At 61.8% G+C, this 11,609-nt stretch carries 15 protein-coding genes and 1 tRNA gene; 4 read left to right on the forward strand and 12 right to left on the reverse strand.

Annotation, left to right across the window (positions count from 1 at the left end):
* Positions 1–179: 179 nt before the first annotated feature.
* Complete coding sequence (locus tag ENZ74_RS08440; protein ID WP_063169150.1) at positions 180–1,094, reverse strand: DUF2865 domain-containing protein; 915 nt, start codon at positions 1,092–1,094, stop codon at positions 180–182.
* Positions 1,095–1,400: 306 nt separating this feature from the next.
* Here ENZ74_RS08440 and ENZ74_RS08445 point away from each other — a divergent pair, with 306 nt between their 5' ends.
* A complete protein-coding gene (locus tag ENZ74_RS08445) occupies positions 1,401–1,613 on the forward strand; it encodes a hypothetical protein (RefSeq protein WP_013529263.1) in 213 nt (70 codons plus the stop codon).
* A 15-nt stretch (positions 1,614–1,628) separates the two neighbouring features.
* Here the strand turns inward: ENZ74_RS08445 and ENZ74_RS08450 are convergent, their stop codons facing one another.
* The 7 genes from ENZ74_RS08450 to ENZ74_RS08480 form a co-directional block, all read right to left on the reverse strand.
* On the reverse strand, positions 1,629–1,997 hold the full coding sequence (locus tag ENZ74_RS08450; protein ID WP_063169151.1) for a hypothetical protein: 369 nt from the start codon (positions 1,995–1,997) through the stop codon (positions 1,629–1,631).
* A 374-nt stretch (positions 1,998–2,371) separates the two neighbouring features.
* Positions 2,372–3,229 carry a glutathione S-transferase family protein gene (locus tag ENZ74_RS08455; RefSeq protein ID WP_013529261.1) on the reverse strand — a complete coding sequence of 286 codons (858 nt, stop codon included), beginning with the start codon at positions 3,227–3,229 and terminating at the stop codon, positions 2,372–2,374.
* Between the two features lie 22 nt (positions 3,230–3,251).
* Positions 3,252–3,833, reverse strand: a complete 582-nt coding sequence (locus ENZ74_RS08460; protein WP_013529260.1) for a VOC family protein — start codon at positions 3,831–3,833, stop codon at positions 3,252–3,254.
* A gap of 274 nt (positions 3,834–4,107) precedes the next feature.
* Entirely contained in the window at positions 4,108–4,284 is a 177-nt protein-coding gene (locus ENZ74_RS08465; RefSeq protein ID WP_063169152.1) for a Flp family type IVb pilin, read from the reverse strand.
* Positions 4,285–4,532: 248 nt separating this feature from the next.
* Positions 4,533–4,607 (reverse strand) — tRNA-Glu (locus ENZ74_RS08470).
* A gap of 90 nt (positions 4,608–4,697) precedes the next feature.
* Positions 4,698–5,105: a VOC family protein gene (locus ENZ74_RS08475; RefSeq protein ID WP_063169153.1), complete on the reverse strand. Its 408-nt coding sequence runs from the start codon at positions 5,103–5,105 to the stop codon at positions 4,698–4,700.
* Between the two features lie 48 nt (positions 5,106–5,153).
* Positions 5,154–5,537 carry a fimbrial protein gene (locus ENZ74_RS08480; protein WP_013529257.1) on the reverse strand — a complete coding sequence of 128 codons (384 nt, stop codon included), beginning with the start codon at positions 5,535–5,537 and terminating at the stop codon, positions 5,154–5,156.
* A gap of 27 nt (positions 5,538–5,564) precedes the next feature.
* Between ENZ74_RS08480 and ENZ74_RS08485 the strand changes: the two genes are divergently transcribed.
* Together ENZ74_RS08485 and rpoH are read left to right on the forward strand one after the other, a co-directional pair.
* The gene (locus ENZ74_RS08485) at positions 5,565–6,605 is read left to right on the forward strand and encodes an RluA family pseudouridine synthase (RefSeq protein WP_013529256.1); all 1,041 of its coding nucleotides are present in this window, start codon (positions 5,565–5,567) and stop codon (positions 6,603–6,605) included.
* Between the two features lie 201 nt (positions 6,606–6,806).
* Positions 6,807–7,718: an RNA polymerase sigma factor RpoH gene (gene rpoH, locus ENZ74_RS08490; RefSeq protein WP_013529255.1), complete on the forward strand. Its 912-nt coding sequence runs from the start codon at positions 6,807–6,809 to the stop codon at positions 7,716–7,718.
* A gap of 138 nt (positions 7,719–7,856) precedes the next feature.
* On the opposite strand, the gene ENZ74_RS08495 is transcribed toward rpoH, so the two are convergent.
* The 4 genes from ENZ74_RS08495 to ENZ74_RS08510 all read right to left on the reverse strand — a co-directional run bounded on the left by ENZ74_RS08495 (position 7,857) and on the right by ENZ74_RS08510 (position 10,406).
* On the reverse strand, positions 7,857–8,729 hold the full coding sequence (locus tag ENZ74_RS08495) for an MBL fold metallo-hydrolase (protein ID WP_063169154.1): 873 nt from the start codon (positions 8,727–8,729) through the stop codon (positions 7,857–7,859).
* Positions 8,730–8,872: 143 nt separating this feature from the next.
* Positions 8,873–9,532: a peroxiredoxin gene (locus ENZ74_RS08500; protein ID WP_013529253.1), complete on the reverse strand. Its 660-nt coding sequence runs from the start codon at positions 9,530–9,532 to the stop codon at positions 8,873–8,875.
* Between the two features lie 224 nt (positions 9,533–9,756).
* Complete coding sequence (locus ENZ74_RS08505; RefSeq protein ID WP_013529252.1) at positions 9,757–10,122, reverse strand: cell division protein ZapA; 366 nt, start codon at positions 10,120–10,122, stop codon at positions 9,757–9,759.
* A gap of 11 nt (positions 10,123–10,133) precedes the next feature.
* Positions 10,134–10,406, reverse strand: a complete 273-nt coding sequence (locus tag ENZ74_RS08510) for a DUF4164 domain-containing protein (protein ID WP_013529251.1) — start codon at positions 10,404–10,406, stop codon at positions 10,134–10,136.
* A gap of 263 nt (positions 10,407–10,669) precedes the next feature.
* Between ENZ74_RS08510 and ENZ74_RS08515 the strand changes: the two genes are divergently transcribed.
* Positions 10,670–11,609 (forward strand): thiamine pyrophosphate-dependent enzyme (locus ENZ74_RS08515; RefSeq protein ID WP_245470939.1); only part of this gene is annotated, 940 nt, incomplete at its 3' end.

Consider the following 11,609-nt stretch of genomic DNA (forward strand, 5'->3'; position numbering starts at 1 on the left):
GTCAGCGAGTCATCTTCGACGATCTCCAGTACCCGCATTTCCCGGAACGTAGCCACGGCGTTTCTCCCGGCTGATGTCGATCACAACGCCATGAGCGCCTCTCTGTTCCAGCCGGATCAGGCAACCGCATCGCAGCAGGCACGCCGCAACCGGTGATCGCCAATTGGGGAAGCCGGCGATCATTCGGCCGGGAAAAACGCCGGGCCGACCACGCGCACCGACCGCTTGCCGGCCTCGATCGAAAGGTGCTGGGCGGCACCTGGCGCTTCGGCATCGATTCCAGGGACGGCCGCAACCGTGCCGAGATCCGGCTTCGCCGTCGGCAGCGGAATAATGGCATTGCGCATGTTGGCGGGCGTCACAGTCCTGGCTCGCAGTTCGGTGACCCGCTGGTAGTATCGCTTGACGTCGCATGCCTTGAAATTCGCATCATCGCGATATCTGAAGGCTGCCGGCAGTTCGGTATAAGGCTTGCGCGTGTCGAGCGCGACCATCTGGTCGGTTTCGAGGCTGGCATCGTTCAACGTGTAGAGGTCGACGCTGGGGTCATCGCAGATGTAACGGCATTGATCGGCCGTCTCCTTCAGATCACCGCTGGCGGCGAATTGCGACTTTGGCGCCGGGAAGAAATACCCGTCCGACAGACGCACGCAAAACAGCATCGCATTGCCGCCGAACGTGGTGCTCGCCGATTGGGTGCCGGGCGCGGCGCGCGCAGACCGTTGCTTTGCCGAAGGCGCGCAGCCAAGCGCCACGAGGCGCGCCTGCAGACCCGCCGTGTCGCGGCCTGAATTCCCGGCGGCAGCGATCCGGCGCTGCACATCCGAGCGGCTCCTGGCGAGATCGGCGCAAGCGTTGAAGAGACCACCAAGCGAACTTTTCGCCGTGCACTGGCGCTGTCTCTCGATAGTCTGGATGGCTGCAAGTTGCCGGCGCAGTTGAGCAAGCTCCGGGTTCGCCCCGTTGCTGCGGCCACCCGAAAGCAACTGGCTTCTGATCGCGCCGCAGCTGTCCGCGTAGGACGGAAGCGTCCCGAACAAAACCGCCGCCAGCGAAATCAATGCGACCACCATGGAAGGCCAGAAACGGATCATCGGGACAACTCGGTCCTTTTTGCGGAGAACCCGGAATTACAGTCCATAACTTACACAAGTTTCAGCTATATGAGTAAACTCTAATTATCTCAAGAACTTCAGCCGGGGTAAGCTTTTGTCTATTGTATTATGTCATCTCGTGTAAATTCGATATTACATTTTTATTTCAAGATTGAGACGAACCTCAAAGGAAAGCGCAAGCCCGACCCTCGCCGCGGACCTGCAACGAAACGGACCGCCATTATCGCCAGGCGTTCGAAACCTTTGCCCGGTCTTCCGCGTTGAAGGACCAAAGGGAGAACGCAGATGTCGATCCACTTCACCGTCTCGGACCTGACAAGAAACCTGTTTCACTCGCTGGGGCTGGATCAGCGCGCGCCAAGGCCTCTCAATCCCGAACAAAGCCTGTTGCTGGAATGCTATCTGGCCGGTCAGGTTCCGGAATCGGCCTGGAACGACTACGTCTTCGAAACGCCCGATCTTGCCCGGCATGCCGCGGCACGGCGCAGTCACCATTGAGCCGGCGGCGGGTGCCTACTTGGGAGAGGCGAATTGCAACGTGAACACGTTGCCGGCGATGCCTTGCGCCAGTTTCGCTGAGAAGGTCAGGGGCAGACAATTCTGCAAGGCGGTCGTTGCGGCGTCGACAAAGGACTTCTTCGCCTTGGCATCGCCTTCCACCTTGATGGCTGTCGGCCTCGGTGGGCCGATCAGCGTGCCGTCCCGCTTGAAGCTGAAGCTCAAGGTGACGCTGGCGGTTCCCGCTCCCGCCGGCGGTGTCCAGCAAGCCTGGATCGCGGCCCCGACATCGTCCATCGTGTTGAGTTCAGCTGCACTTGACGCATGAACAGCGCCCGCCAGCACCACGCCCGCAACCGCAATCCGTCTCGCAACGCTTTTCATCGCCAGCCCTCACGCCTGACCACGGTCCATCTGGGACGCTCAATGGATGGTAGGGCCAACGTCGGCAATGGCAATATCTCTCGGCAAACTTGACGCCGAAAAAGCGACACCTGACTGGGCTTGCGCGGTCTGATCGCTGCTCGATCGCGCCTGGCGATAAAGCAATGCCGGTTAAGTGTGAAACGGTTTTCCCGGAAAAGCGCATAACGCTTTTCCCTTGGGAATTGCGTCGAACAAAGCGTGCGAAAAGCAAAAGGCCGGCATTGCGCCGACCTTTCCTATCGCTGCGACGTTCTGCGCCAGTACATCCGTGGTCGCGGGCCGAAAGCGAATTGCCTGCAGTAGACAGGGCTTTGGTTAACGAACCCTTAAGCTCAGGCCTTGGCCTGGGACTTCACATGGGCGATATAACCGCGCACGTCGCCGGCCGGCTCGCTATAGGCCTTGCCGAGCTTCTTCTCAATCGCCGCCACATAGTCCTTCGCCCATTTGGGCAAGGCATAGTCGATGACGGCCAGAAATTCGAGCGTCGCCGCCAGCCGGATATCGGCGATCGACGGATGCTTGCCGCCGATGAACGGCTTGCCGTCCCTGAAGAACGAGTGGAAGACCTCCAGCGGCTCGGCAATCGCCGCCATCGCCGCCTTCTGGGCTTCGGACTTCTTGTCGGGATGGGCGTCGCTGTGGCCGACCTCGCCGGCATAGTGCGGGAAGCCGAGCGCCGGATAGGTGGCGCGCGCCACATAGGGGTAGAGCGTGCCGATCAGGTAGAACATCGCACTGTCGACCATCGCCCGCTTGGCCGGCGCCTTCGGATAGAATTTCTCCAACCCGTGCTTGTTGGCGAGATACTGCATGATAGCGCAGCTTTCCCACAGCACGCCTCTGGGCAGGCCCTTGTCCTCGATCATCGGTGTCAAATGGGCGGGATTTCGCGCCATGAACTCCGGCGAACGGGTGTGGCCCCAGGCATCGGTCTCGGCGTGGTCGAAACCCGCCGCGCGCGCAAACACCCGCACGGTCATGTTGTTGACGCTGGGCTTCAGCATGCTGAGCTTCAGCGCCGGCTTCTTGGCCGGCTTGGCCTTGGCCCTGGGCGCGGCTTTTGCCGTCGCCTTCACCGCAGGCTTGGCGGCCGCCTTGGCTTTTGGCGTTGCCGCAGCTTTCGCCGCCGGCTTGGCGGCAGCTTTGGCCGCGGATTTCCCGGCAGTCTTCGTCGCTGTCTTGGCCATCTTGTTCCTCCCTCTGGTCTGTTCAGTATGGGTTCTTCGGCGCCCGATCGTCCGACAGAGTGGCACGGGAACGCTCTACGAGCGTCTGGATCGCATCGGCGAGATGCACTTCGGCGATGTTGTAGTCGCCGCGCCCGACCCGCAGCCTGTGCGCTTCCATCAGCACATCCGCATGGGTGAAGCCCGCCGGCGGTTCGAAGCGGTAGGACGCCAACTCGATCAGCAGGCCGAGCGGATCCTCGAAATAGATCGAATCCATGAAACCGCGATCCTTGACGCCGCTGTGCTTGATGCCGCGCTCGTCAAGCCGGGAGACCGCCTGCAGAAAGGTGACGCGCGACACCGAAAAGGCGATGTGGTGAACACAGCCCGGATCGGTAGGCGTGCGCCGCTTCTCCGGCGTCCGGCTCTCGTCGGTGAAGATAGTGATCAGCCGGCCGTCGCCGGGATCGAAATAGAGGTGGCTTTCCCTCGGCTTGTCGAGATTGGGCTGTTCGAAGATGAACGGCATGCCGAGCACGCCTTCCCAGAAATCGATAGAGGTCTGGCGCCCGGCGCCGACCAGCGTGATGTGATGGACGCCCTGCGATTGCAGCTTCTGCATTGGCCTTCCTCCCCCATGGATCAACTGGCCCTAAGGACAGCGCGGCGTTCTGCGCGCCGCTGGAGCCGTACCCCAGGATCCATGACGTGATGCTAATGCAAACAGCTCCGCGGCGCCAGAAGCGACGAACGCGGTGACGCAACGGATAAAGCCGACCGATGGAAAGTGCGCCGTCCGCACTTCCGATGCCCGGCATCGGAAGCACGTACGCGCTGCGCTTTGGAGGCTGAGATCGGCGAATCCGGCCGATAGCCGACCGAATTGATGTACCGACTTACGAGCCGCTGCTGTTGACCGTAGTGCCGACGGTCGTGAAGATCCCGTTGAGCGAATTGCCAACCGCCCCGGCGCCGGTGATGATCGCGAGCGCGATGAGAGCTGCGATCAAGCCATACTCGATCGCGGTCGCGCCAGACTCGTCCCAAGCGAAACGATAAGCTATTTTCTGCATTTCAACCTCCTACAGCTACTAAAGCGAAAACTAATATTCGCCGTGAGTTGCGGGGACGTTAAGGTTCCGGTTTCGCGTCCGTTAACATTTGCCAGACGAATGAAATAAAGGCCGGGTTGGTTGGTGCCACTGGGAGTTTTTAAGGCTGCGGCTACCTGTGCAGAGCGGGTTTCCCGGACGCCACAGTATCGAGGCTCCGCGACTTCAGAAACGAAATCGACGGCATCCTGCAAATTTGTCGAAAAACTTGGTACGCCCAAGGGGAATCGAACCCCTGTTCCCGCCGTGAGAGGGCGGTGTCCTGACCGCTAGACGATGGGCGCGTTCAAGAACCGGCGATATAGGCTGAGCGCTGGGAAAAAGCAACTGGGGTTAGGCCGCTTTCCCCGGTCGAGGAAAAGCCGGCCGTCAGCCTATCGTTTCGGTTCGATCAGATCCCAGAGATTGCCATGCAGATCGGCGAAAACCGCCACCGTGCCGTAGGGCTCGAAGCGCGGTGCTTCGCGGAATTCGACGCCCTTCTCCAGCATCGCCGCGTGGTCGCGGGCAAAGTCGTCGGTTTCCAGGAACAGGAAGACACGCCCGCCGGTCTGATCGCCGATACTTTTGCTTTGCGCCTCGTCGGAAGCCTCGGCCAGCAGCAGCCTGGCGCCCTGCCCGTTGGCCGGCGCCACTGTGACCCAGCGCTTGCCGCCGCCGAGATCGACATTTTCGACGAGCAGGAAACCCAGCCTCTCGACATACCAGGCAATCGCCTCGTCATAATTGGCGACGACCAGGGCGACCGTGGCGACGCGACGATGTTCGGCGAACCCGCTCATCCCCGAGGCTTGCTCATGGGCCTGCTGCCGTTCATCGTTGCGGCTCGGTCACTTGTTGCGGATCGCAAAGCGGCCGATCAGGCGTCGCTCAGTGATGTCGTAGACGAAGATCGTGCGGCTGCCGTCGGCAAGCTCGGCGTCGATCGAGACACGGTTGCCGGACAGCGACTGGCTGACCACCTTGGCCCCGACCGGCAGCACGATGTCGCCGCTGACCGGTTCGCCGGCGGGTGTCTGGATATCCCCGGCCAGCGGCGGGTTCGCCGGCGGTGCATTGCGCGCTTTGTAGACAAGGGCGCCGATCACCACCATAAGGGCGAGGAACAGCAGGCCGAGATTGATCCCGACGAAGCGGACGAGTTTCCTGCGCACCTTTTCGACCTCGGGGTCGAGCGGCTTATCCTGGTCTTCTTCGGCGATCGGGCTGGCCATGGCAAACAGTTCCGGAACGGTTTTTCAATGAGCGCTCATAACGAAGAGGCCCCTGAATTGATAGAGGCGGTACCGACCGTGCTGGTGGCGGATGCGGACGCGGCCGGTCAGCGCCTCGACCAGTGGCTGGCGGCAAGGCTTGGTCCGGACATGTCACGCAGCCGCGTGCAGATGCTGATCAGGCAGGGCGCGGTCTCGGTCGACGGCAAGCTGATCGATGAGACCAAGCGCAAGATGGCGCCGGGCGAAAGCGTGTCGGTTACCATGCCGGAGCCGGAGCCGGCGGAGCCGCAGGGCGAGAACATCGCACTCGATGTGCTTTATGAGGACGACGAGCTGATTGTCATCAACAAGCCGGCCGGGCTTGTCGTGCACCCCGGAGCGGGCAACTGGACCGGTACGCTGGTCAACGCGCTGATCCATCATTGCGGCGACAGCCTTTCCGGAATTGGCGGCGTGCGGCGGCCAGGCATCGTTCACCGCCTCGACAAGGAGACCAGCGGCGTCATGGTGGTCGCCAAGACTGACCGCGCCCACAAGTCACTCTCCGAGGCTTTCGCCGATCACGGCCTCACCGGCGATCTCGAACGTGCCTATCTGGCGCTGGTCTGGGGCATACCGCAGAGGCCGACCGGAAGGGTCGACGCGCCTCTCGGCCGCGCCGCCGACCGCGTGCGCCGTGCCGTGGTGCCGGAAGGACGCGACGACGCCCGCCATGCGGTCACCCACTTTGCCGTGCAGGAGCGCTTCGGCGAGAGCCAACAGGAGTTCGCCACCGCCAGCATGGTCGAATGCCGGCTGGAGACCGGCCGCACCCACCAGATCCGTGTCCACATGGCGCATATCGGTCATCCGGTGATCGGCGACCCCGATTATGGCCAGGCCTTCCGCACCAAGGCCAACCGGCTGCCGGAACCGCTGAAAAGCCAGGTCAAGGCATTTCCCCGGCAAGCTTTGCATGCCTGGCTCCTTGCATTTCGCCACCCCACTACCCATCTAACGATGAGGTTCGAGGCGCCGTTACCGAGGGACATGGAGGAACTCGTCGGCGGCTTCCGCAAACTCTGAACCCGTCACCGACAAGCCATCAAAAAACCTGACTGACATTGTTCACTTCACCGTGACACACTGTTTCGTGTTGAACAAATGCCTGTCTTTTCTGGTTTTGTTCCTGTATAAGATCCGATGTCGCGGGCGAGCCTTTTGGTGCTCGCGTCACATGCCCGCCGCGTTTCGGGGGCATCACTCCAATAGAGAGGGGGCGCTATCATGGCCCAGTCATTACCCAGTATCGTTTCCGGCGAAGGCGGCCTCAGCCGCTACCTGGAAGAAATCCGCCGCTTTCCCATGCTGCAGCCGCAGGAAGAGTACATGCTCGCCAAGCGTTATGCCGAGCATGAAGACACCTCCGCTGCGCACAAGCTCGTCACCAGCCACCTCAGGCTCGTCGCCAAGATCGCCATGGGCTATCGCGGCTATGGCCTGCCGATCGGCGAAGTGATCTCGGAAGGCAATGTCGGCCTGATGCAGGCCGTCAAGAAATTCGAACCCGAGCGCGGCTTCCGCCTCGCGACCTATGCCATGTGGTGGATCAAGGCCTCGATCCAGGAGTACATCCTGCGCTCGTGGAGCCTGGTCAAGATGGGCACGACCGCCAACCAGAAGCGCCTGTTCTTCAACCTGCGCAAGGTGAAGGGCAAGATCCAGGCGCTCGACGACGGCGACTTGAAGCCCGATCAGATCGCCGAGATCGCCACCAGGCTGAACGTTTCCGAAGCCGAAGTGGTGTCGATGAACCGCCGCCTGTCGGGCGATGCCTCGCTCAATGCCCCGATCCGGGCGAGCGAAGGTGAGTCCGGCGAGTGGCAGGACTGGCTGGTCGACGACCACGAAAGCCAGGAAGAGATGCTGATCGAGCAGGACGAGCTGGAAAACCGGCGCGGCATGCTGTCGGGCGCTCTTGCCGTGCTCAACGAGCGCGAGCGGCGCATCTTCGAGGCCCGTCGCCTCGCCGAGGAGCCGCTGACGCTGGAAGAGCTTTCGTCCGAATTCGACATCAGCCGCGAGCGCGTGCGCCAGATCGAGGTGCGCGCCTTCGAGAAGGTGCAGGATGCGGTCAAGGCCGCCGCCAAGCGCCAGACCCAGGCGCTGCGCACCATTGAGGCGCAGCCCGCAGCCTAAAGCCGGCTAAAGGCAACAAGATCTAAAGGCGGCGCCAGGAAACTGGCGCCGCTTTTTTCTTGTGTGGTTGGCGAAAGCGGAGGCGACATCCGATCTCCCCTGCAAGGGGGAGATTGCAGCTTCGCCGGCAGCGATCTCTCAAAGCCCATCCAGCGGAAACTTTAGATACCGCCGGCCATTCGCTTCGGGTTCGGGCAGCCTCCCGCCATTCATGTTGACCTGCAGCGCATGCAGGATCAGCCGCGGCATCGGCAGCGTCCTGTCGCGCGCTTCGCGCAGGGCGACGAACTCGGCCTCGCTGCGGACGGCGGCAAGATGGGTGTTGGTCGCCTTCTGTATGGCGACCGTGCTTTCCCACAAGGGTTCGCGGCCGCCGGCCTGATAGTCATGACCGACGAACACCCGCGTCTCGTCCGGCAACGCCAGTATGTCCTGGATCGAGCGCCAGAGCCGCGCGGCACTGCCGCCGGGAAAGTCCGTCCTCGCTGTGCCGCTGTCGGGCATGAACAGCGTGTCGTGGACGAAGGCGGCATCGCCGATCACATAGGTGATCGACGCCAGCGTATGGCCGGGCGAGAACAGCACCTTGGCCGGAAGCGTGCCGACCGTGAAGGTTTCGCCTTCACCAAACAGCCTGTCCCACTGCGAACCGTCGGCGGGAAAATCCGGCCAGTTGTAGATCGCCTTCCACAAATTCTGGACGTCGACGACCCTGTCGCCGATCGCTGTCGGCGCTCCGGTCTTCTCCCTCAGATAGTGCGCCGCCGAGAAATGATCGGCGTGCGGATGGGTGTCGAGGATCCATTCGACGCTCAGCCCCTGCTCGCTGACGAAGTCGAGCAGGATATCGGCATTCGTCGTTGCCGTAGCACCGGATTTCTCGTCGAAATCGAGGATCGGATCGATGATGGCGCAGCGTTTCGTCGCCTGGTCGGCGACGACATACTGGATGGCCCCGGTCGGCTTGTCGTAGAAGCCGCTGACCTGCGGCCTGGCCAAAGCTACGTCCAATTCTGGCTTCCCCAACTCTCGGTCGTCAGGAATGATTTTCTCTGACGACACCCGAGAGGAGCATGGTTGTCCGCTCGGGTGAGCCAGTCAAGTATCATTTCGCTCGCGGCGACAGGAAAGCCAAAAACTGTTCCGAGGAGCGGTCAGGCAGAGGGCTGCTTGGTCTTCCGCAGATACGGCAGGATGGTCTCATAAGCGCCGAAGCGCCTGATCGCGTCCTCGTTGGAGACGGCAGCGGTGATGATGACGTCCTCGCCCTGCTTCCAGTTTGCCGGCGTCGCCACCTGATGCTTGGCGGTCAGCTGCATGGAATCGACCGCACGCAGGATCTCATCGAAGTTGCGGCCCGTGGTCATCGGGTAGGTCAGCACCAGCTTGATCTTCTTGTCCGGTCCGATGACATAGACCGAGCGCACCGTGGCATTGTCGGCCGGTGTGCGGCCTTCCGACGTCTCGCCGGCACCGCCCGGCAGCATGTCGTAGAGCTTGGCGACCTTGAGGTCCTTGTCGCCGATCAGCGGGTAGTTCACCGAATGGCCGGTCGCCGTCTTGATGTCGTCCTGCCACTTGCCGTGGCTTTCGACCGGATCGACCGAAATGCCGATGATCTTGACGTTGCGCTTCTTGAATTCGCCTTCGAGCCCCGCCATCGTGCCAAGCTCGGTCGTGCAGACCGGCGTGAAATTCTTGGGATGACTGAACAGGATCGCCCATCCGTCCCCGATCCAGTCGTGGAATTTGATCGTCCCTTGCGTGGTCTCGGCGGTAAAATCCGGCGCAATGTCGTTGATACGAAGGCTCATGGTACATCTCCCCTGTAAACGGAACCCGTCGGCAGCGAGGAACGACAAACGGCAACCCATGCTTCCATCGAACTGCCCCGCCCGGGCATCGTTGCATCTTAGCGCAAAAATCGTGACTGCAAGACAATATGAAACTCTTGTCGGTGGCAGGCGAGCATTTTTATGCTGCCGAATGCTCGGCACGCGGATGAGAGCCTGTTGGGCTGGACAGGAGAGATCCTGCCTCAGCTCTTGTTGACCGCCATTGTCACAGTCAGGTCTTCCATGCGCTGTGCCAGCGCGCTGAGCGCGTTGGTCAGCACGCTATCGCTCTTGTCGGCCTTGGTCAGAGCCTCGTCGCGGGTCTTGCGCAAGGTCAGCACTTCGCTTTCCATGCCCTTGACGCGTTTCTGCAACTCCGAGAGTTCATCCATCACCATGATGCCGGCCATCACGGTCAGCCGCTGATCGCCAATCTCGCCGAACGAGTCCTTCAGGTGTGAAACATAGCGGTCGAAACGTTCGGCAAGATCGATCAGATGCTCTTCCTGGCCCTCGTCGCAGGCCATGCGATACTGCTTGCCGTCGATTGAAACCGTGACCTGTGCCATCGGGCCAGCTCCTATCTGTCCAACACGGCGCGGATGGTTTCCATGGCGGTCACCAAACGTCGCGAGACTTCCTTGTTGGCATCTTCCAGCCGTTCGGCGCGCGCTTCGGAATTGTCGAGTTCCTGCGCCAGCCGCGAGCGATCGGCGTTCATCCGCTGCACCTCGGCCTCGGCTTCGGAGTAGTCGCGTTCATGCTCGAGCTTGGCCGCGACGGCGTTTTCCAGCCCCTCGATGGCCTTGCCCAGCCTCGCGATGACTTCCTTGAGTGTGGCTTCCCCGGTCATGGCCTTCGTCCTGTGCCCTGCCCATCACCGAATCGTTCACGTTCAGAACGCGTTATCCCTGAAACATTAGGCACCGGGTGAAGGCAACGTCAACAAAGCTCTCGCGACTGTCCCCCGCTAACGCTAATGTAGGTCCGCCGCCGGCATCACAAGACCGGCAAATGTGCACCCGATTTGTTGACTAAAAGCCCGCGCCTGCTATGTGTCGCGCACCCTTTTCAAGGGCTCTCCCAAGCCCCCAAACCCCCACTTCTGGAGGAACCATGACGTCGCGTGAACAACATGACCGGATGGCCAATGCGATCCGCTTTCTCTCCATGGACGCCGTCGAGAAGGCAAACTCCGGCCATCCCGGCCTGCCCATGGGCTGCGCCGACATCGCCACGGTGCTGTTCACGAAGTTCCTGAAATATGATCCGAAGGCCCCCCATTGGCCCGACCGGGATCGCTTCATCCTGTCGGCCGGCCACGGTTCGATGCTGCTCTATTCGCTGCTGCACCTGACCGGCTACGAGGACATGACGATCGACCAGATCAAGCATTTCCGCCAGTTGGGCTCGAAGACCGCCGGCCATCCCGAATACGGCCATGCCACCGGCATAGAGACGACCACCGGCCCGCTCGGCCAGGGTCTCGCCAATTCGGTCGGCTTCGCGCTCGGCGAGCGCATCATGAACGCAGCCTTCGGCAACGACCTCGTCGACCATTACACCTACGTACTGGCCGGTGACGGCTGCCTGATGGAAGGTGTTTCCCAGGAAGCCATCGCGCTTGCCGGCCATCTCAAGCTCAACAAGCTGATCGTCTTCTGGGACAACAACAACATCTCGATCGACGGCCCGGTCTCGCTTGCCGACAACACCGACCAGGTCGCCCGCTTCCAGGCCTCGGGCTGGAACGCCAGCCACATCGACGGCACCGATCCGGAAGCCATCGCCTATGCCATCGAAGCCGCTCGTCACTCCGACAAGCCGACGATGATCGCCTGCAAGACGACCATCGGCTTCGGCGCTCCAACCAAGGCCGGCACCAACAAGGCGCACGGTTCGCCGCTCGGCGCCGACGAGATCGCCGGTGCGCGCAAATTCTTCAACTGGGACTCGCCGCCCTTCGAGATTCCGGCCGACATCCTTGACGCATGGCGCGCCGCCGGTAAAACCGGCGCCAAGCCGCGCACCGACTGGGAGGGACGTCTGGCCAAGG

Source organism: Mesorhizobium sp. M7A.F.Ca.CA.002.15.2.1 (genome assembly GCF_003998715.1).
GTDB classification, from domain to species: Bacteria; Pseudomonadota; Alphaproteobacteria; order Rhizobiales; family Rhizobiaceae; genus Mesorhizobium; species Mesorhizobium ciceri.